At 43.6% G+C, this 19,565-nt stretch carries 17 protein-coding genes and 2 tRNA genes; 1 reads left to right on the top strand and 18 read right to left on the bottom strand.

All coding sequences use genetic code 11. The features are described 5' to 3' along the window. Positions 1–88 precede the first annotated feature (88 nt). Positions 89–619 carry a hypothetical protein gene (locus ACKTT1_RS11395; RefSeq protein ID WP_412709662.1) on the top strand — a complete coding sequence of 177 codons (531 nt, stop codon included), beginning with the start codon at positions 89–91 and terminating at the stop codon, positions 617–619. 302 nt (positions 620–921) lie between these two features. On the opposite strand, the gene ACKTT1_RS11390 is transcribed toward ACKTT1_RS11395, so the two are convergent. The 18 genes from ACKTT1_RS11390 to tkt all read right to left on the bottom strand — a co-directional run bounded on the left by ACKTT1_RS11390 (position 922) and on the right by tkt (position 19,522). After that, positions 922–1,773 carry a ketose-bisphosphate aldolase gene (locus ACKTT1_RS11390; protein WP_412709661.1) on the bottom strand — a complete coding sequence of 284 codons (852 nt, stop codon included), beginning with the start codon at positions 1,771–1,773 and terminating at the stop codon, positions 922–924. Between the two features lie 31 nt (positions 1,774–1,804). After that, positions 1,805–3,094 carry an ADP-dependent glucokinase/phosphofructokinase gene (locus tag ACKTT1_RS11385; protein ID WP_412709660.1) on the bottom strand — a complete coding sequence of 430 codons (1,290 nt, stop codon included), beginning with the start codon at positions 3,092–3,094 and terminating at the stop codon, positions 1,805–1,807. 73 nt (positions 3,095–3,167) lie between these two features. Next, the gene (locus tag ACKTT1_RS11380) at positions 3,168–4,013 is read right to left on the bottom strand and encodes a carbohydrate ABC transporter permease (RefSeq protein WP_412709659.1); all 846 of its coding nucleotides are present in this window, start codon (positions 4,011–4,013) and stop codon (positions 3,168–3,170) included. A gap of 31 nt (positions 4,014–4,044) precedes the next feature. Further along, positions 4,045–4,929 (bottom strand): carbohydrate ABC transporter permease, encoded by an 885-nt coding sequence (locus ACKTT1_RS11375; protein ID WP_412709658.1) that lies wholly within the window; start codon positions 4,927–4,929, stop codon positions 4,045–4,047. Positions 4,930–5,054: 125 nt separating this feature from the next. Further along, on the bottom strand, positions 5,055–6,311 hold the full coding sequence (locus tag ACKTT1_RS11370; RefSeq protein ID WP_412709657.1) for an ABC transporter substrate-binding protein: 1,257 nt from the start codon (positions 6,309–6,311) through the stop codon (positions 5,055–5,057). Positions 6,312–6,397: 86 nt separating this feature from the next. Continuing rightward, positions 6,398–7,324, bottom strand: a complete 927-nt coding sequence (locus tag ACKTT1_RS11365; RefSeq protein ID WP_412709656.1) for a MurR/RpiR family transcriptional regulator — start codon at positions 7,322–7,324, stop codon at positions 6,398–6,400. Positions 7,325–8,057: 733 nt separating this feature from the next. Next, positions 8,058–9,317 (bottom strand): sugar ABC transporter substrate-binding protein, encoded by a 1,260-nt coding sequence (locus tag ACKTT1_RS11360; RefSeq protein ID WP_412709655.1) that lies wholly within the window; start codon positions 9,315–9,317, stop codon positions 8,058–8,060. A gap of 75 nt (positions 9,318–9,392) precedes the next feature. Further along, positions 9,393–10,268 carry a carbohydrate ABC transporter permease gene (locus tag ACKTT1_RS11355; RefSeq protein WP_412709654.1) on the bottom strand — a complete coding sequence of 292 codons (876 nt, stop codon included), beginning with the start codon at positions 10,266–10,268 and terminating at the stop codon, positions 9,393–9,395. Next, positions 10,265–11,164 carry a carbohydrate ABC transporter permease gene (locus tag ACKTT1_RS11350; protein WP_412709653.1) on the bottom strand — a complete coding sequence of 300 codons (900 nt, stop codon included), beginning with the start codon at positions 11,162–11,164 and terminating at the stop codon, positions 10,265–10,267. Before ACKTT1_RS11350 ends, ACKTT1_RS11355 begins: the two co-directional genes overlap by 4 nt. 213 nt (positions 11,165–11,377) lie before the next feature. Further along, a tRNA-Pro gene (locus ACKTT1_RS11345) sits at positions 11,378–11,455 on the bottom strand. A 357-nt stretch (positions 11,456–11,812) separates the two neighbouring features. Next, the gene (locus ACKTT1_RS11340; protein ID WP_412709652.1) at positions 11,813–13,066 is read right to left on the bottom strand and encodes a M16 family metallopeptidase; all 1,254 of its coding nucleotides are present in this window, start codon (positions 13,064–13,066) and stop codon (positions 11,813–11,815) included. Continuing rightward, a complete protein-coding gene (locus ACKTT1_RS11335; RefSeq protein WP_412709651.1) occupies positions 13,063–14,295 on the bottom strand; it encodes a M16 family metallopeptidase in 1,233 nt (410 codons plus the stop codon). The genes ACKTT1_RS11340 and ACKTT1_RS11335 overlap by 4 nt, the downstream gene beginning before the upstream one ends. Before the next feature lie 67 nt (positions 14,296–14,362). Next, a complete protein-coding gene (locus ACKTT1_RS11330; protein ID WP_412709650.1) occupies positions 14,363–15,175 on the bottom strand; it encodes a tetratricopeptide repeat protein in 813 nt (270 codons plus the stop codon). Beyond that, a complete protein-coding gene (locus ACKTT1_RS11325) occupies positions 15,175–16,065 on the bottom strand; it encodes a DUF4097 family beta strand repeat-containing protein (RefSeq protein ID WP_412709649.1) in 891 nt (296 codons plus the stop codon). The genes ACKTT1_RS11330 and ACKTT1_RS11325 overlap by 1 nt, the downstream gene beginning before the upstream one ends. Before the next feature lie 396 nt (positions 16,066–16,461). Beyond that, a complete protein-coding gene (locus ACKTT1_RS11320) occupies positions 16,462–16,815 on the bottom strand; it encodes a DUF86 domain-containing protein (protein ID WP_412709648.1) in 354 nt (117 codons plus the stop codon). Then, positions 16,812–17,102 (bottom strand): nucleotidyltransferase family protein, encoded by a 291-nt coding sequence (locus ACKTT1_RS11315; protein ID WP_412709647.1) that lies wholly within the window; start codon positions 17,100–17,102, stop codon positions 16,812–16,814. The genes ACKTT1_RS11320 and ACKTT1_RS11315 overlap by 4 nt, the downstream gene beginning before the upstream one ends. A gap of 164 nt (positions 17,103–17,266) precedes the next feature. Beyond that, positions 17,267–17,343 (bottom strand) — tRNA-Lys (locus tag ACKTT1_RS11310). A 124-nt stretch (positions 17,344–17,467) separates the two neighbouring features. Next, the gene (gene tkt, locus ACKTT1_RS11305) at positions 17,468–19,522 is read right to left on the bottom strand and encodes a transketolase (protein WP_412709646.1); all 2,055 of its coding nucleotides are present in this window, start codon (positions 19,520–19,522) and stop codon (positions 17,468–17,470) included. Between the last annotated feature and the right edge of the window lie 43 nt (positions 19,523–19,565).

Here is a 19,565-nt window from a genome sequence, read left to right as displayed (position 1 = left end):
CTACAAGGTTTTTAATTTGCAAATACTTTTTCGTTGCTTTAAAACTTTCTTTCTTTTTTCTGCGTAACTATAAAGAGGAGGTGTGATTGTGAAGAGCGTATTGGTATTAGTAATGCTTAGTCTGGTTTTTCTCGCTGGGTGTAGTGGTTTTTCACTTACACCGGAAGAAGTGGAAGTTAAGGCGCTTCTCGACCGTTATGGCAATGCTTTGCTCGATGGTGATTACGAGGAAGCGAGGAATTGTCTTTTCCCGGGAGGGCCACACGATCAGAATTTTGAAATCAATTTTTCCCGCATTCAGGGTATTTTGCAGGCTCAACCTGAATACTCAGGAGGCGTATGCAGTTTGCCCCTTTTTGGAGTGAAAGTTGCACGTCTTCTGGTCGAAGGCGAATGGGCAGAAGTAACCCTGGAAAGTCGGCAAGTTTGTGGTTTTTGCGAAAACAGCTGGATAATATCCTATCCTCTTCCTGCCGAAGAAGAATATGTATATCCTGAACCACCATCGGCACCCCAGGTTTCTCCTTTTAATCAATGGGTTTGTTTTGAAAATGAATTTTTAATCGATTCAGAAACCCTACTTTTGCGGAAATACGAAGGTGAATGGAGGATTTATTGAGCAAGTCGTAATATAGCCTGAGTTTCATCGCGATGCTTTTGTTCTTTCGTTTGTGAGTGAACCACAGGACTGATTTTGGCAGTTTTGCCAGTTTCTATTTGCCGAGTTTCTGGTTTTTAAGACTTATCTTTCTTGGGAAAAAGACCTTAGAAACAAAAACCAGGAGAGAAACCCTTACACTCTAAGTTTCTTTCCTGGTTTTTGTTTGTTATTCTTCTTTTGGTTTCGTTTTGATGAAGCGTCGAGACTTTTCCTCTTCGATTTGTTTTTCAGAACAATCTACACAAGATTCGGATCTGGAGTTAATACAGCCTTGCGCAACCCATAAGTTCAATGAGATTGGCAACAGTATCTTTAACGCTTTGCATGGCCTTCCGGGTGATTTCCATGAGGAAAAAATTTTCGGGATTTTCGAGAGAATAAGACCGAAAAGTTTTAATGAACTGGGCTCGAATGATAGTACTGAAGTTAACTTTTCTTATGCCCAGAGAGATACCTTTCTTGATCTGTTCCTCGGGAATTCCAGTTCCCCCGTGGAGTACAATAGGAAATGGGCCAAGAAGTTCCCTAACCTTTCGTAAACGCTCAAAGTCAATGTGAGGATCTTTTTTGTAAAAACCATGAGCGTTACCAATAGCGATAGCTATGGCATCAACTCCCGTTTCCTGTACGAATTGAGCTGCCACATTAGGATCGGTTAAATTTTCCTCTTCGGAGACAAAGCTTTCTTCAGCACCTCCGATTTTTCCTAATTCGCCCTCTACTGAGACTCCTACTGCGTGGGCAACATCAACAATTTGTCTGGTGATACGCATATTTTCATGTAGGGGTAGGAGTGAACCATCAAACATAACCGAGGTAAATCCCCATCGAATGCATCTTACTGCTTCCTGGAAGCTTTTGCCGTGATCAAGGTGCAGAGCGGCTCGCACTCCCAGAAGATTCAATGTTTTTCTTACAAATCCCCCAATGCACTCTCCTCCAAAGTATTCTACTTCCGAGAAAGCTGCTTGAAGGATAACTGGAGAGCGCAACTCTTTGGCCACCTCTAAAACTGGATAGAGAGTTTCCAGGTTGCAAAAATTAAAAGCTGGAATAGCAATGTTATGTTTTTCAGCTTCCTCAAGGAGCTCACGTGTAGAGACCAAAAGCATTTCTGTCATCTCCTCTCTATTTCAAAGAATTTCAAAGATATACCAAGAGCCCAGCGGCGAAAGCATCTCCCAGACCTAGGGTAGAAACGATTGGTATGCCTTTTAAGGTTGGTATGGTGAAGGCCTGGTACCCCCTTCCCAGAGGTTTGGGTACAGGAATTTCTTTTGAGCAAGCAAAATCACAAAAAGTTACAAGAAATTTTTCTAACTCTTCTCTTCCTACAAAACGTCCATAATAAGCCTTGGCTCCAGAAAGGAGTATTCCGAGACTATCGGCAAGTATTTCTTGTTCGAGGGGGTAAGCGCTCACTACTAGACAATTTTCTCCCGAGTGAACTCCCACCCGTCTGATACCGTATTTGCTTGCTATAGCGTACAGTGCTTCGACAGGATCCCGGTTCTGAAAACCTAAGCACCGCCGTATGGTTTGAAATTCCCTGACATTCATACTCACACTGTCCACCATAGGATATATGTTTTTTGCGACTGTTTCTATTCGCTCTTTTTCTTTGTCCCAGTAATGTGCTTCCTCTACACAGATTGAAGCCTTAGGATGGGTCTTTCGAAATTGCTCGATGATTAGCTGGTTCTCTTTAACGAAGCGAGATAAATCTTCCGTTTTACGAAGGGAATTAAAGCCAGATACCAGAAAGGAAATTTCCTTTTTGGGCTTTAGGAGTTCCTTTTTAAACGCTTCACTGATGTGAAGGTTAGAATTACAACGGTCGTAGCTTAGAATAATGCGGTCAGATCTTCTGGTTTTGAATACCTTGTTGCCAATGCGGTAAAGTGTACCCATTGCGTAATCGAAGATGCAGTGTACTTCTGATAAGGAAGAAACTATCTCCTTCCCCATCTCTTTTGCATAAAAGGAGGTGTTGTGATAAACATGTAGGTTGGGATGTAGCACTTGTGCAAAATAGGCGTTGTAAATGGGAAGGTGAAGGTGTACATGTGAAAGGCCAAGGTGAGCTAAAAAATTAGCGGCTTGAGCACCCGTTCCACCAATGGAGAAGTATCCCGACGTAGACTGCATGACTACTTCAACCAGATCCATTTTTTTGAGGTCTCCCTCACCGCCTGAGGCAGTATGCATGAAATAAGTCACATAATTGATAAGCTCCGGTATGGTGTAGATTTCTGGGATACAAAGGTTTTTGGAAAATGAATCAGGCCAAAAACCCATTTTTTCCTCAAAGCGAAGGAATTGGTCATTTTGCAAGCTTACTACCCAATCCAGGTTGCCGCTATAACCACAAAAGATGCTACGTTCCCATCTTATTTCCTGGAGTGATTTTTTTAGAAATTGATAAAGATTCATGAAGACAAAACCCTACCTTCCATTGTTTTGTTTCGCATGTGGACTGATTTCGCAAAGCGCCTGCAGTTCTTTTTCATTCTTTTATAGCACCAACGGTCATGCCGGCCAGGAAATACCGCTGGGCAACAAGATAAAGAACCAGGGCGGGAGCACTTCCCAGAATGGAAACGGCCATCATTACGTTCCATTCATAAGCATGTTGTCCCATAAGTAAAGAAATACCTACGGGAATCGTTCTCATGCTGTTACTTTTGGTGAGTGTTAATGCAAAGGCGAATTCGTTCCACGAGAGGAGAAAGCTGAAGACTGTAGTAGCAATAATGCCCGGGAGGGCAAGTGGTACTAGTACACGCCACAGGGCATAAAATCTACTGCCACCGTCGATCATAACTGCTTCATCAAGCTCCTTGCTTATGGTATTAAAGTACCCAGTCATCATTAGGATAGCATAAGGTAGTGTAAGCACGATGTAGGTTAGGAAAAGTGCTTTGTAAGTGTCGAAGAGTTTGAGAGCTACGATCATTGAAAAGTAAGGAATCAAAAGCGTGATTGGTGGTACCATTTGAGTGCCTACCACGAAAAGATTGAGTAGCCTTTTTCCAGGAAAATTGAATCTGGAAAAACTGTAGCCAGCGAGTATGGCTACTATTACTGTGGACAGAGTTACTACCATGGCTACTACGTAACTATTGAGAAAGAAACGCAGGTAGATAGGATTTTCGAATACCTGTCGGTACGGTTCTAAAGTAAACTTTTCTGGAAGAAAGGTTGGTGGCCACTTGAAAATTTCCACATTAGGTCTTGTGGACATCAAGAATGCCCAAGAAACCGGGAAAACTGCAAAAATTCCGGCGATCACAAGCAGAGTGTATATTATAATTCTTGATCTAAGAGTGTACTTCTTTACAGAACGCATCATTCAACCCCTCTTTTTCTCATCGGCTTTGATTTTATTCACTAGCTTTCTGGGCTCGGAGATAGAAGATGGCCAGAACAAGTGTTGTCAAAGCGAGAATTACAGCTACTGCAGAAGCTCTGGAAAACTGATACTGCGTGAAAGCAAGCTTGTAAATGTAAGTGCCCAGAGTTTCTGTTGCCCGTCCTGGACCTCCACCCGTGGTGAGCCAGATGAGTTCAAAGAGCCTGTAGGTCCAAATGAAATCCAAAAGGCCAATGCTTAGAATAACTGGTTTGAGTTGAGGTAAAGTGATGTATAGAAACTTCTGAAAAGAATTTGCTCCATCTACGGTACCTGCTTCGTAAAGGCTTACGGGTATACCCTGTAAACCAGCCAAAAGGCTTACCATGATAAAAGGGTATCCACCCCAGGTGTTGGCAAGAATCAACGCTTGCATGGCTCGCTGGGGATCCCCAAACCATACCAGACCGGGCTTGATCAGACCAATTAAAGAAAGAAGATAGTTTACCACTCCTAAAGGATCAAGAAGGAGCCTCCAGATTATAGCCACGATGGCTACTGTAAAAGTCCAGGGGAGAATCAAAAGTACTCGGAAAAAAGTTTGAATCCGCCGGTTAATGGAAGCATTCAGCAAGAGCGCAAAACCAAGACCAATTATCAAGTGCAGAGCTACGCTTGAGATAGTGAAAACCAGGGTATTTTTTAAGGCTTTACTGAACACTCTGTCGGCCAGGGCCCACCGATAATGTCGCAATCCCACCCATTTAGGGGAAGGATTTATTATGGAGTTATCGAGAAAACTGTTCCATACTACAAGGACTATGGGGTAGAATAAAAGCACTATGAGCAAAATGGTGGCAGGCCCCAGAAAAGCATAAGCTACTAAATGTTTTCTTAAAAACTTTTTGAAGACCATTGGACGATCACCTGCCTGAATGGAATGAATTTGTAACTGCTTTGACCTCTGCTGTTTTGTGTCACGGATTTTTTATAAACACAGAATGCCCGGTATGGAGCACTCCATACCGGGCACAGTAGTAACTACTCGTTTTCGGCAAAGATCTGTTCCCAAACTTTTTGCGCTTCAACAGCTACTTCTTCTGGAGTCATTTCGCCCTGGAACATTGCGTGGATGAGCTCAGCAAAACTACGTTCAAGCTCAAAAGCCTCGGGTGCACCCACCAGGGGGTACTTCAGATCTGCTTTAGTGAAAAGATCGTAAGCTAGCTCGTATACTGGGTCACCACCAACGTAGTCCGGTTTGGCAAGTAAATTTCCGGGGAAAGCATTAGCGTTACTACATACGAAACTGTTTACTTCAGGACTAGTGATGTACTTAATTAGCTTCCAGGCCGCTTCTTTTTCGGCCGTGCTAGAAGCTGCAGAAATCCCGATATCCCAGGAAGCAACTCGCAAGGCTGGAGGACCTTCATATCCTGCTGGTGCAGGAATAGCTGCAATCGAAAAATTCAGGTTAGGGTTCCTTTCCCGTAGAATGTTTATGTGAGCTACAGAGCTGATCATCATGGCTACTCGAGCGTTGGCAAATTCTTCTACTTTTTCTGGTTCGCGTTTACCCATCGTGCCAGGACTGATAAAGCCTTTCTGGTATAGTTCGTTTATAAACTTAAGTACATCTATCATTCCTTGGTGGTTTAGATAGGGCTTTCCATCTTTCATGATGTCAAAGCCCGCGGCCCATAGCCAGGGGCAAATATCATTGCTGATTCCATTTGGGAGGCTCAAAGAGAGCGGCAAAACCCAAGCATACTGTCCTTTTTCAGGTTTGGTTAAAGCTTCAGCATATTTAAGGAACTCTTCCCTTGTTTTAGGAGGACCTTCGAAGCCAGCTTCTTTTAAAAGATCAATGTTGTAGAACAGCGGGTAAATGTAGGAAGTAACCGGGAATATCCAGGCTGAGCCTTTAATCTTTTTTAGAGCCAGACTGGAAACATCTATTCCATCTCTTTCGATGTAAGCATCAAGATTTTCAATCACGTTGTATTTGATAAGGGTGTGCATCCACTGAGGATCTACTCCTACCACATCAGGTAGTGTTTTTCCGGCCGCCTGGATCAGAAGTTGGTCTCTAACCTCGGCATAGGGTAAGGTTACCGGCTTTACTTTGATGTTTGGATTTTGAAGTTCAAAATCTTTGATCATCTGATCGAAAGAATCACCCTTCATTTCTGGCTGCCACCACTGCATGAACTCGATTTCCACAGTTTCCTGCCCCAGAGCGGGCAAACTCAGAGCAAGTAAAATCGCTCCTACCAAAAACACTTTAAGAAACTTCACCTTTACATACCTCCTTTCTGATATTGCTCTTTAGAGTTACAAGTTACGAATTACACCTGGCCTAAAACAACGCATAAACCGCACCCCTAAGGAGTTGATGGAGGAACTAAGTGCTGTTTTTGTACATCACCTCCCATTCTCTGTCTTTTGGGTACGACCTTGTAGGGAAGTGGGTTGGTGGTACTTTGGATTTCCCGTAAGGCCTTCTGGGGGTTGATCATAGCCACTGATACAAAAAGTGCATCGATGATGCTTAGTTGTACGATTCGTGATTCCATGGCCTCTGTCCGAAAACGGGTTTCTTTAGAGTAGGAGAAGATCTTTACATCGGATAGATCGGTGAGTGGAGTGTTATCCTGACTCGTAATGGCAACAATCTTGGCCGAATTTTCTTTAGCAATCTTGACAATTTCAATTACGTCTACTGAGAGACCTGAGAAAGAGATGGCGACTACAGTATCGTTCGGTCCCAGTAAACGAGCAAACATGGCTGCAGCTACTGGATCAGTGAAGAAAACCGTTTTTTTGCCCAGTTTCAAAAAACGGTGTACTGCGTCCATGGCAATTGGCTGAGAATTGCCTACTGCTACTAAAAACAGAGTCGAAGCGTGGTAGATCAAGTTAGCTGCTTTCTCTATGGATTTTCCATCTACCTGATTCATAGTGGTGGATAAAGAGTCCACGCTTGAGTAAAGCACTTTTCTGAAAATTGCTTCAAAGCTATCGCCTACATTTACGTCTTCGTGAATTTTTTCCAGGCCTTGTCGAAGAGATTGAGTGGCGGTATCCTCGGCCAGGGCAATTCGGAAGTGACTATACCCTTCGTATCCTATAGCACGAGTGAATCGGAGTACCGTGGCTTCACTAACGCGGGCCTTTTTAGCAAGTTCAGAGATGGAAGAGGAAAGAACCTCCTGAGGATTTTCTAAGACGAATTGTGCAACTTTTTGTTGAGCGTGGCACAGAGAATCAAACGTGGATCGAATTCTTAGGATACAACTTTTTGCGCTCATTTTCGGCTTCACCCTTTTAATGATGCCATTTATGTAGTGCATTGTCAATATGTTTTTTAAGGAAAAAATTTATCAAATTATTTTTTCTTTAAAAAATTAATTTTCAAAAAGTTTTTAAAAGAGCGAGTGCCAGCTTTTGGAGCTCTGTTTTTTCTCAGACCTCCGGCTATTGGAGATATTCATCCCGGTCCCGGTGTAGGAATGAGTGCTGGGTCGAAAAGATTTAGGAACTATATTCGGCATATTGTTTTTACTCTTTTGACCAAAACTAGTGGTGGTAGCATTATATGGCTGTGAAGAAACTTCTGTGTTTGAAGTTACGAAATCTCAACGACTGCCTTGAGGCCTACAGGTTTTAGGGCTTTGCAGAGTCTATCCAAGAAAGCTATATAATTACCGGACATATTGAGCAGGATACTATCCCAAAGCTTGGTAAACCTTGTAAGTTCCTACATCTGTTTGATTCTCCATGTAGTTTTTGTCGAGTGGTAAAGAAACAAAGAGCCTCTAACCTTTTCGAATTGGCCAGATTATGGTTTTTAAAAAAACTGTTTTCGTCGTACTTAAGCCGCCGAGTACCAGGTTTGAATCTGAAGAGATAGTGGGCTCATATGTTATTAAGGTTTTCCATGAAAGGGAGCTAAGGAGATGGAGTTGTATTGATTATGGTCTGGTTAGTGAATGACTAAGTGGGGAGGTGTTGTGCTACACCTCCCCACTTTTGGAGTCGAAGTTACCGCTCTTTGGCCAGAGCTTGGTTAACCCTTTCGGCTGCCTTGTCGAGATACATTTTCACGGTTTCTTCAGAATATTCACCACTTGCAACTGCGGTGAGAATATTTCGAAATTCCTGGACGACTGCGTTTTCAATATCTCCCCAAACAGCGAGGGGTGGATATGCTGTGGCGTACCCTAAAGTTTTCTTAAAAACTTTCCATACACCGGTGTCGTAATAGGGGTCTTCAAAAGCTTCGATTTTGGCAGGAAGCATGTGGGAGAGATTTTTGGTGTAGTCCACGAGATTTTCTTTGCTGAGTAAAAATTTGATCCACTCTTTAGCAGCATCCTTGTTGGGACTTCCCTTCAGGATTACCAAGTTGCTTCCTCCAGAGAAGGAGGCTCTTTTCACCGGACCAGCAGGGGGCTCTACTACGTCGTAAGGCAGATCCGGATTTTCTTGCTCAATGCCAGCAATGTTCCAGGGTCCCATGAAGCACATTGCTACGTTTCCATTGATAAAGGCTGCGTCAGCCTGGGGCTGGTTGTATTCTGCACAGGCCTTGGCAGCGAGACCTTCAACTATGAGGCTTGCGTACCATTTCATGGCTTCAATCCCTGCTTCGTCATTGAAAGCAGCTTTTTTATTGTCGGGGGTAAGCAAGTTTCCGCCATAGGCCCAGAGAACAATTGCCCAATTATGCAAAAGGTCCCAGGCATTGGTTCCAGCGATTGCTATGGCGGAACCTTCGCCAAATTTTTCCACTATTTTTTTGCCAACCGCTTTGAGTTCTTCATATGTGTTTGGTGGTTGCACACCTGCTTCGGAAAACATTTCTTTGTTGTAGAAAAGACAGCGAGTTTCTGCAAACCAGGGTACACCGTAGCTCTCACCTTTGTAGGTTGTGGAAATATAATTTGCTTCCATAAATGCTTCTTTACCGCCGAACTCAGCAATGTCGATTTTCTCGAGTCCTCCTGTAGCAGCAAATTGGGGGTTCCAGGTTGTGCCAACCTGGAACACATCTGGGCCACTCTGGGAAGCAAGGGCAACGGAAATTTTTTGCCATGCTTCCCCCCACCCGATGATCTCAAAGTTTACTTTGTAACCGGTTTGAGCTTCAAACTCCTTTGCTTTTTCTTCGAGCCAGGGAATATGGGTTTCATCTGGTGCATTAGGCATGAGCCAGAAAGTAATACTTTCTTTAGCCGTCAGGGCCATCGGTATCAACACAACACACATTAAAACCATAACCAAAATCAGCGATTTACGCATTTTGATCCTCCTTTCTTTGAGTTCTAAGCAGGAGCGAACTAATTATTCTTTTGGTCTGAAGCTGTCTCACCTCCTTTATCCCTTTGTTGCGCCAGCTACCAAGCCTTCAATAATGTACTTCTGCATAAAGCTGAAAAGTATCAAAACGGGAATTGAGACAAGAATGCAGGCAGCCATCATTCCTGACCAACGGGCCTGTTGGGCAGTTATATATTCAAGGAGTCCCAGTGCGACAGTTTTTGTTTCTCGGCCGGTGAGAACCGTAGCAAAGAGTACCTCATTCCAGGCCATGATGAACGAATAAATTCCTACTGCTGCAATGCCAGGTTTTGAAAGAGGAAGAATTACCCTCATTAAGGCGCCAAAAGGAGTGCAGCCATCAATTTGGGCTTGTTCGTCTATTTCTCGAGGGATAGAGTCAAGGAAATTGCGTAGCATAAGGACGGAAAAGGGCAGCGCAAAAGAGGTGTAAGTAAAGATCATCCCCCAGTAGGTATTTTGCATGGGGATACCCAGATAATATCTTATAAGGACGAACATCATAAAGTAAGGTATGAGGAAGGATATTCCGGGAAACATTTGGGTGGAAAGGGTTAGAAGCGTATATCCATGTTTCCAGGAAAAGTTGAACCTGGATAACCCATAAGCTGCAAAAAGGCTGATAATAACCGAGAAAATCATAGTACCTACGCTGATTATGAGGCTATTGCGGAAATAATCCAGCATGCGAACTGTTCTGTTAACCCTGAGATAATTTTCCCAGGTGAATTTTCGAGGAATCCAGCTGGGGGATAATTCTGGTTTAGTGACATCTGCAGATTGAATTTCGAGAGTGGTTTTGAAAGATCCCGAAACCATCCATAAATAAGGAATAAGAACAATAGCAAGCACTATAAAAAGAGCAACGTAGAAGAAAAGTTTGGAAAATGCTCTCTTAAGGGCTTTTTTCACTCTCTTTCTCTCCCTCTGCGGGCATAAATGACAACGGCTGTCATCATAAAAATAAGCACAGTCAAGAAAACTGACATTGCCGCTCCCCGGCTTAAGTGAAAGTTAGTAAAAGCTTCTTGGAGGATAAAGGTCGATGGAACATGAGCTTTTCCTGGATCGGTTCCAAGTAGGATATAAAACTGATTGAAAGCATGAAAGTTCCAGATGGCCGAAAGCAAAAGCAGGGTCGCACTTACAGGACGTAATAGAGGAAGGGTAATAAACCGGAAAAGCTGGAACGAAGATGCTCCATCAATTTTTGCCGCTTCATAGAGTTCTCGAGAGATATTCTGAAGACCTGCAAGCAGAATCAGACAAGCGAAAGGCCATCCCTTCCATATGCTGGCAATCATTACGGTATAAATGGCTCGATCGCCCACCAACCACAGAACTGGCTCTTTTATAAGCCCCAAAGCGAGGAGATATTTGTTTACAATGCCAATGCGGGCCTGGAAAATAAATCTCCATACGTTGTAAGCTACAGAGTCAGGGGTAATATAGGGGAGTAAGATCAAGCCCCTTACGATGGTTCTGCCAGAGAATTCTCTGTTGAGGAGAAGGGCTACGAGCAAGCCAATTACGTACCCTGCTGGGATGGTAACCAGCCCAAAATACACCACGTTCCAGATTGAGCGCAAGTATCTTATGCCCGTGTCAGTGGCGGGCGAGAAAACGGTAAAAAAGTTTTGAAGTCCTACGAAAGGTGCTTTCATCCATTGGGTAATAGTGTAGATGTCTAAGTCGATAAAGGCAATGTATACACCCCATAAAATGGGAATGATGTGAACAAAAAGCATGCATATAAAAGCAGGAAGAATAAAGTAAAACGCAATCCCTCTCCTTATTCTTGAGGACATAAGCTTCACCCCCGTTTATGTCATCGATGTCAATGTAGCACAAATTTTTCAATTTTGTCAATCCTGTGAAATGTTCTTTGTTTAACAGCTAAATAACCGGGGATTTTGTCTCGGGATTATTTGCCTGGTTCGCCATCGCTCAGGTTTGAGAGTAGGACTTACGCCAGCTATAAGCAGCTTTTTAATCAGGAAATTTTTAGCAATTTTTTAGCCTGGTCGGGGCGAGCCGATTTGAACGGCCGACCCCCTGCTCCCAAGGCAGGTGCGCTAACCAGGCTGCGCTACGCCCCGACGGCCAGGATTATACCAGAGTAGGAATATCTTGTGAAGTCAAAGGCGCCTTTAGCTTTTGATTTTTCCCTTAAAAACACCTAAGGGAGGCTGGTGAAAACCAACCTCCCTTAGGTGCAAGGAGGGGAAAGACTTCTATTTAAGGAGGTGCTTGTGGGGGTAACCTTTATTCACTTTTTCAATTTTTGAATTCATTCACTCTTGCCGTGAGATATTATATTTGCTTTTTAATTATTGTCAACCACCCTTAAAGGAAAATTTTTAAATTTTTTTGAAAGTTTAAGTTGGGGTTTACTTGAGCTCGACCAAAGTTAGCTTTTATCCCTAAAAGAGACCATTGTGCTGGTTATAAATGTTTTACTGTTGACTTTCTGGAATTACTGCTCCTATTGCCTCTTTGCTTCCTGTGTAGGAAGTATATATACCTTTTACTTCGTTAAGCTTAATCTTTCGCAACAGTTCTTCGTAGCGAAATACAAAATCCCATCCTAAACCTATTTTTTCATAAAAAGAGAAGAGCGCGGCAAGTCCAGATGGTGTTTCCAGGCTTTGCAAAAGGGTTCCTCGGGTGTAGTTTTTGGTTTCTTCAAACTCTTCCCGCTTTAGGTTTGTTACTTCCTGGAATTCCTTGCGGAGCGTGGCTACTGCTTTATCAAAATAGACCGCAGGAAAACCACAGTAAGCACAGATAAAGGATGGACCTACAAGAGGCAAAAATATTGAACCTACCTCATAGCTCCAGCCTTCTGTTTCGCGTACTTTTAGGAATAGACGGGAGTACATTGAACCTCCCAGTAGATTGTTTACAATGTCGAATGCCACTTTTCCTTTGAAATCCGTGATGCTGGGTGCAGGATAGCCCAGGACTAACCAGCTGTCTTTAATTTTCTTACGTTCTATTATTTTCTGGGAGCCGGGACGAAAATTCTCTAAATTTTCCCTCTGTATTTCGGGAGCTGGTAATGGTGGAAGATTTTCAGTTTGTAATTCAAATGCTTCCAACAATTTCTGAGGCTCAAAATTACCGGCTATTGCGACTACCATGTTGTTAGGAACATAAACACGCTGGTACCAGTTTAGGATCTCGTCTCTGCTGAGGTTCTGAAGGGTATCGATTTTGCCCAGGCTGGAGAAAGCATAAGGATGTTCACCGAAGAAAGCTTTTTTAAAGCGCATAAAAGCCGCTTTGAGTGGGTCATCGTCCAGTGAAGCCAGCACACTGAGCGCATAGTTCTTTTCTTTTTCCACTTCTTCTTCCAGAAAAGCTGGTTTAGTAATTGCTTCAAAGAAAAGTTCCAGGATAGCCTGCCAGTTTTGTGCAGGGCCTTCAAATATTAATTTGCCAGTGAAGTAGTTGGCACTGCTTCGAGCCGAAGCACCAAAACTTTCCAGAGTTTTGGCGAACTCGGAAGCATTTCTGTGCTGGGTGCCTTTAAGAATGCTTTCCTGGAGAAGAGAAGAAATTCCGAGCTTTGCAGGTTCTTCATAGAGGTTACCCAGAGACAAAGAGACGTTTACTGTAAAGGTGAAGCTTCTTGAAACCGGTAAAAGAATAAGTTTAAGACCATTTTTGAGCTGTTTTTCCTGTACGCGTTTAACTATTTCTTTCATATGGTCCCTTCCGGAGATATGACAATATGTGTTGCCTGTTCTGGCTTGAAATACTTGGTAATAACTTCCTGAATTTTCTCTGCTTGCATGCCTTCAAGGTACATGAAATAATGAAGGACTCTATCTGCAGTGTCTATCACATCGAGACGACCCAGGAGTTCGCTGCTTCCCAGGGTAGTTTCTGCTACCTGGTAAAGCGATGATTTAAGCAAATTGCGAGCTCGCTCCAGTTCCTCTTTGGAGAGGGAATTGGTGAGCAGTTCAATCTCTTTCCAGATTGCTTCTTGGACCTGAAGCGGGTCACCTTTCAAAAAAGAATAAAATATGCCGAACAAGCCCGCCCGCTCGTAATAGGAATACGAAGTATGGATAGCGTCGACCAGTTGTTTTTCTTCTCGGAGGGAGATGTTTAATCTTGAACCAAGACCTTCTCCAAGTAGCACAGATGCGAAGCGTAAAGCATAAAAATCCTCGCTTTTTAAACTGGCACAAGGAAAACCTATTGCTCCGTAAAATCGCTGTACATCTTTCGCTTCCTGATAAAACTTTCCGAGCTTGAAACGCCACTGTGAGGATTGAACTGTCCAAGGGATCTCAGAAAAAGGGGTTTCAGAGAAAGCCTTTTCAACTTGGTAAAAAAACTCATCTTCTTCAATGTTTCCAACTCCCACAAAGGAAAGGTTAAGAGGGTGGTAGTAACGTCTTTTGTGTTCTAACAAGTCTTCGCGGGTAAATGTCTTTACAGTTTCTTCTTTGCCCAGGATGGGCATGCCATAGGGTGTTTCAGCAAACACTTCCTGGTAGAGGAGATGAATCAAACGTTCTTCGGGGTTATCTTCGTCAATGTTGATTTCTTGCAGAACTACCAGCTTTTCTTTTTCAATGTCCTCTGCTTCAAAAAGAGGATTCGTAACCAGTTCAGCAAGAATCCTGATGCCGGCTTCCCATTCTTCGCCAGGTAGAACCAGATAGAAATTAGTTGTATCCAGCGAAGTTCCAGCATTTATGGATCCTCCGAGGGCTTGAACCTTCCTTGCTAAGGTGTTTTGTGGAAAAGATTGGGTTCCCTTAAATACCATGTGTTCAAAGAAATGGGAAATGCCGTTTTTTTCCGGTCGTTCGTCTTTGGTGCCCACCTTAGCCCAGAGGTTAAGTGCTACCAGCGGTGATTCCATCTTTCTGAAAATAACCCGCATTCCGGAAGGCAAAATTTTCTTGGTATAGTCCATTATAAACAAGCCAAATCACCTGCTTTATTATAGCTTTCCTGGAACGGCTCTGGAATAGGCGATATTTTTAATTCTGCGGGTTTTTCTCAACTTGGGCAAGAGCCTCTTTTGCCTCTGCGTTTTCAGGGGCAAGTTCCAGTGCTTTCTGGAAATTGATTTTTGCTCTTTCGGGGTCGTTTAGAGCAAGGTAAGCTTTACCGAGTAAGATATAGGCTTCAGGCCGGTCAGGATTTTGCTGAATTACTTGGGAAAGGTCTTCAATGGCCAGTTCAGGGCTTCCTAAGGGTTCTGGCACTTCTAATCTTGCTCGGGCTCGGGCAAGCAGTGCTTCTTGATTTTGGTGGTCAATATCAAGTGCCCTGGCAAACTCTATAAAGGCTCTAACCCCGTACTCTTCTTTTTCCGGGCTGTCCGGGGTGTTCTGGTACAGCTTGAAAAATACCTTGCCAAGTAAGGCATAGCTTTCAGCTTTTTCTGGGAACATAGCGATATTTTTCTCGAGTAACGCTCTTGCTTTCTCAAAGTCATTGTTGGCGAGGTATTTTTGGGCACTGATTAGAAGCGCATTGTATATTTCTTCAGTTGTTATTTCGGAGGGCAAGGACTCGCTTTCAAGGTTTATAGTGTAGAACTTTCCATCTTCCAGAACCAGGACTACCCGAGGTATGGCTTCAACCAATATTTCCCCTTCCTTGGTTTGCAGACGTAACCCAAACAAGGGAACAAGGGTTGTGTTCTGCAGTATGATTGGTTCTCCCCAGGTAGAAATTTTTTCAACGAAATCAACAATTTTTGCTTGCCAAGCATTTTCTGCTGCACAGGCGGTACTGGAGATAATCAATGCGGCCAGCAGCATTACTCCCAGAAATCTTTTCGTCATCAAAGATAAGTTACCTCCTCTTTTTTGCGCAAACTGATGTTGCCCGAGATGGTTTCTATTTTACAGTTTACGATTTGCCGGGCGCTACCTTCAATTTTGCCCTGGAACCGCTTATCAGAAATGCGATTACCTCCTTCAAGCAGTATTGGAAACTCAGAATCAAATTTTCCTGAAACGGTTTTTACTGATAAGTTGACGGAGGCATTTTCGGGCAAAACAACGGTTACCTTGCCGCTGACTGTTGAAACCATCAAGTCCTGAGCTTGCTCGCTCTTTTGGACATCAACCCAGACATCTCCACTTACGCTCTTTAAAAATAGTTTGCCCCGACCTGCGACTTTCATCTTTCCGCTCACTGTGGAGATGGACAATTCTTTTTCCACTTCTTCGCATATCACCGAACCACTGACCGTTTTGCCGGTACAGCGACCCCGAGTTTTTTGGATGCTTACTTCGCCACTTACTGTAGAAAAATTTATTTCTGTTTCTGCAGGAACCAAAAGGCGATATTTGATTTCCAAATTGCTTGTTTTTCCCGAGGTTAGAAGCTGTTTCAAGTCAAACCAGAACTTGGCAAATCCCATGGGAAAATATTCGGATTTTATAGATATCTGGTTCCCCACCTGCTCGGTCTTGATTTCGATAGCGTTGAGAATTTTTCGTGCCTCATCGGTTGGTAGACCCACCAGTTTTTTGGTGGCCGTCATTTGGATAGTGTTTTCTTCGTGAGTAACAATTTCTATGTTTCCCACCACCGTTGAAATGGAAAGCTTGCCTGGCCCATCCAGATAAAAAGTTCTTTCTACCGTTTCTTCCAGAGTAAAACCAGTGGACATGCCCAGGAACATTAAAAACAGGGCGAAAAACAGCAATGCCTTCAGGAGTTTCATAGCAACACCCCCTTCTTGTATATCAATCTTAACACGTACTGTTGGGAAAATAAAATGTGTGGATAAATTAGCTATTGGTCGGAGTAGGGTGGTTTATTCGACTGGAATTCGCTGAATAATTTTGCTCGAGTTCCCTCACTACGGACAGTTTTCCCAAATACTCCTTTTTCGTTGGTAACTGGTTCACCAAAAAAGAGGATTTTAGGAGAACCTAAAAGTGGCTGGAGGTGCTTTCAGAAGCAGAATGGCTGGGATATCTCTCCAACTTCTCCCCTGCCTTGCAAAAAGGTAATCCTATGCCCCCTGTATTGTAAGCCTCTGAAGGAAAAAAATGGTTCCCTAATTATCTCCGCTACCTTCCCTAATCTCACAACTTTCCAGCTCTCTGGCAAGTCTTCAAACTTCGTGCTCCCAGCCCTCTTTTTTTGTGATTTCCTCAACCTGCACTTTAAGTTTGGGAATTTCCTGTTGAACTGTTTTCCATACAATCCTGTAATTTACTCCAAAGTATTCGTGTATGAGTTTATCTCGCATTCCAGCTATTTCTTTCCAGGGAATTTCGGGATATCTTTTTTTAAAGTCTTCTGGTAAATTTTTAACCGCTTTGCCGATTATCTCAAGGCTCCTAACAAAAGCACGCATAAGCACAGGATCTTTAGTAAAATTTTCAAAGCAGAGTCCTTCGGATTTTTCTATAAGGAACCTGCATTCTTGTAATATGTGTTCGAGGTATGGTTTTGCAAGCTTCATATTTCCACAACCTCTTTTATATATGGCTTTATAAATGGGCTAATACTTTCTTCAGTAAGCAGGTCAACTTTTACCCCCAGGAGTTTTTCCAGTTCTTCCTGTAACCTTATAAATTCAATGAACGTGGGTGGTTCCTCAAAATCAACTATCAGGTCTATATCGCTTGACTCTTTTTGCTCTTCCTTTGCATAAGAGCCAAAGATCTTTATCATTTTGACTTTATGCTTCTTTTTTAACCCTTCTTTTTGTTCGCCCAAGACTCTTATTATTTCATGTAAGGTTTTCATGTTCCACCACTCACAAGTTTCTTCTAATTTTTAATCCTTTGTTAATCCACCCCAAATTTCTTTCATAACCTTTTTCATTTCCCAAATACTCCTTTTTCGTGAGCGACTGATGCAGCAAAAGGGATTTTTGGAAGAACCTGGTAGCACCTTCAAAAAAAACAAAATGGTGGGCCGTGCAGGAATCGAACCTGCAACCTACTGATTAAGAGTCAGTTGCTCTGCCTAATTGAGCTAACGGCCCACCAAAGCACATTAAATATACAATGAAAGAACTACAAAGTCAACTTGCAATCCAGATAGTTTGTAAGTTAGAAAAAATGGTTCGCTCCTGGCTGTGGGAAGGGCTTTCCCACAGCCAGCAAAGTTCATTTTTTGCCAAGAAGTTCTCTGGCTTTGTTGATAAGGTTTTCTGTGCTGATGCCCAGTTTTTCAAGCACTTCTTTGCCTGGTGCAGAGGCTCCGAAGCGGTCGATGCCTATAACAATTCCTTCCTCTCCTACGTATTTGTGCCAGCCCAAGGTGGAACCAGCTTCGATGGCAATTCTCTTCTTGACTTTTTCAGGTAACACCGATGCTTTGTACTCTGCTGATTGAGCTTCGAAAAGCTCCCAGGAGGGCATACTCACCACTCGCACTTTTACGCCTTCTGCAGAGAGTTTTTCATATGCTTCAAGAGCAAGGTGTACTTCGGAGCCAGTTGCTATGATGATGATTTGGGGTTCTTCCGGAGCACAATCGGCAATGACATAAGCTCCTTTTTCAAGGTTTTCTGCCGGGGCATATTTTTTGCGGTCTATGATGGGCAGTTTCTGGCGGGTAAGCACCAGGCCTACTGGACCGCCCTGATGTTTGATAGCTATCCGCCAGGCCTGAGCAGTTTCGTTAGCATCGGCAGGGCGGATTAAAACCAGATTGGGTACCGCACGCAAGCTGGCTAAGTGTTCTACCGGCTGGTGAGTTGGCCCGTCTTCTCCAACTCCCACTGAGTCATGAGTCCAGACGTAAATTGTTTTGCATTTGGAAAGAGCAGCAATGCGAACTGCTGGCCGCATGTAGTCAGAAAACACAAAGAAAGTGGCTCCAAAGGGGATTAGTCCACCATGCAGAGCAATTCCGTTTAGTATTGCTCCCATGGCATGTTCACGTACTCCAAAGGCAATATTGCGTCCCTCATAGCCCAGAGGTCCATCAACTATTCCCTGGGTGTTGGGGTTGCACACACCTGGTGCTTGGAAACTCCCTTTTCCTTTCAAAACGGTATTGGTTGAAGGATCAAGGTCTGCAGAGCCACCGATGAGGGCAGAAACTTTTTCAGCCAGTGCATTGAGGACTTTTCCTCCGGCAGAACGGGTAGCCACGGCTCCGTCTTCGGGCTTGAAAACAGGAATGCTTTCTTCCCACCCTTCGGGAAGAATACCGGCCATTAAATCTTTGAGTTCTTTGGCAAGCTCAGGGTATTTTTGAGTATAAGCTTCGAAGAGTTCCCGCCACTCTTTTTCGGCTCGTTCTCCTTGCTCCACAGCCCGGCGGGTATGCTGAAGCACCTCATCTGGTACGTAAAACTCTTTATCTACTGGCCAGTTGTAGAATTTTTTGGTCTCTATGACTTCTTCGGGTTTAAGGGGTGAACCGTGAATGTGGAAGGTATCCTGCTTGGGGCTTCCATAACCTATGTGGGTAGAAACCATAATCAGCGATGGTGCATCAGTGCAGGCCTTGGCCTTTTCGATAGCTTCCTGGATTTCTTCCAGGTTATTTCCGTCTAAAACTTCCAGCACCTGCCAGCCACAGGCTTCAAATCTCTTTTTGATGTCCTCAGTGAAACAAATTGCTGTTTCTCCAGAAAGGCTTATTCGGTTGTTGTCAAAAAGGTAGATGAGCTTGCCGAGTTTGAGGTGTCCTGCCAGGGAAGCTGCTTCTGCTGCCACTCCTTCCATTAAGTCACCGTCGCTTACCAAAGCGTAAGTATAGTGGTTGATGATTTCAAAGCCCGGACGATTGAAGCGGGCAGCCAGATGTGCTTCAGCTATAGCCATACCCACGCCGGTGGCAAATCCCTGACCCAGAGGGCCAGTAGTGGTTTCTATACCGCATTCAATATCATGTTCGGGATGTCCAGGAGTTCTGCTACCCCATTGTCTGAAGTTTTTCAGTTCCTCAAGAGTCATCTTCTCATATCCGTAGAGGTAAAGGAGGGAATAAAGAAGTGCCGAACCATGGCCAGCAGAAAGTATGAAGCGATCTCGATCGAACCAGGCTGGGTTGCGAGGGTTAAACTTCATTGTGCGGTCAAAAAGAACGTAAGCAAGTGGTGCTGCACCAAGCGGCAGCCCTGGATGGCCGGAATTGGCTTTTTGAATGGTATCCAGAGCCAACATGCGAATGGTAGTAACTGCAAGTTGGTCAAGATTGGTGCTCATCAACATTCACCCCTTTTGTGATTTTGGTAGTGGTTTTTAAGCA

Source organism: Atrimonas thermophila (assembly GCF_045864955.1).
In the GTDB taxonomy this organism is placed as follows: Bacteria; Atribacterota; Atribacteria; order Atribacterales; family Thermatribacteraceae; genus Thermatribacter; species Thermatribacter velox.
This window is presented reverse-complemented; position numbering and strand designations above follow the sequence as displayed.

Coding starts and splice junctions, on each gene's coding strand:
- ACKTT1_RS11390 (WP_412709661.1), bottom strand. CDS start 1,773: ATGCTTTTGGTCTCTACACGTGAGCTCCTTGAGGAAGCTGAAAAACAT.
- ACKTT1_RS11385 (WP_412709660.1), bottom strand. CDS start 3,094: ATGAATCTTTATCAATTTCTAAAAAAATCACTCCAGGAAATAAGATGG.
- ACKTT1_RS11380 (WP_412709659.1), bottom strand. CDS start 4,013: ATGATGCGTTCTGTAAAGAAGTACACTCTTAGATCAAGAATTATAATA.
- ACKTT1_RS11375 (WP_412709658.1), bottom strand. CDS start 4,929: ATGGTCTTCAAAAAGTTTTTAAGAAAACATTTAGTAGCTTATGCTTTT.
- ACKTT1_RS11365 (WP_412709656.1), bottom strand. CDS start 7,324: ATGAGCGCAAAAAGTTGTATCCTAAGAATTCGATCCACGTTTGATTCT.
- ACKTT1_RS11360 (WP_412709655.1), bottom strand. CDS start 9,317: ATGCGTAAATCGCTGATTTTGGTTATGGTTTTAATGTGTGTTGTGTTG.
- ACKTT1_RS11350 (WP_412709653.1), bottom strand. CDS start 11,164: ATGTCCTCAAGAATAAGGAGAGGGATTGCGTTTTACTTTATTCTTCCT.
- ACKTT1_RS11340 (WP_412709652.1), bottom strand. CDS start 13,066: ATGAAAGAAATAGTTAAACGCGTACAGGAAAAACAGCTCAAAAATGGT.
- ACKTT1_RS11335 (WP_412709651.1), bottom strand. CDS start 14,295: ATGGACTATACCAAGAAAATTTTGCCTTCCGGAATGCGGGTTATTTTC.
- ACKTT1_RS11330 (WP_412709650.1), bottom strand. CDS start 15,175: ATGACGAAAAGATTTCTGGGAGTAATGCTGCTGGCCGCATTGATTATC.
- ACKTT1_RS11325 (WP_412709649.1), bottom strand. CDS start 16,065: ATGAAACTCCTGAAGGCATTGCTGTTTTTCGCCCTGTTTTTAATGTTC.
- ACKTT1_RS11320 (WP_412709648.1), bottom strand. CDS start 16,815: ATGAAGCTTGCAAAACCATACCTCGAACACATATTACAAGAATGCAGG.
- ACKTT1_RS11315 (WP_412709647.1), bottom strand. CDS start 17,102: ATGAAAACCTTACATGAAATAATAAGAGTCTTGGGCGAACAAAAAGAA.
- tkt (WP_412709646.1), bottom strand. CDS start 19,522: ATGAGCACCAATCTTGACCAACTTGCAGTTACTACCATTCGCATGTTG.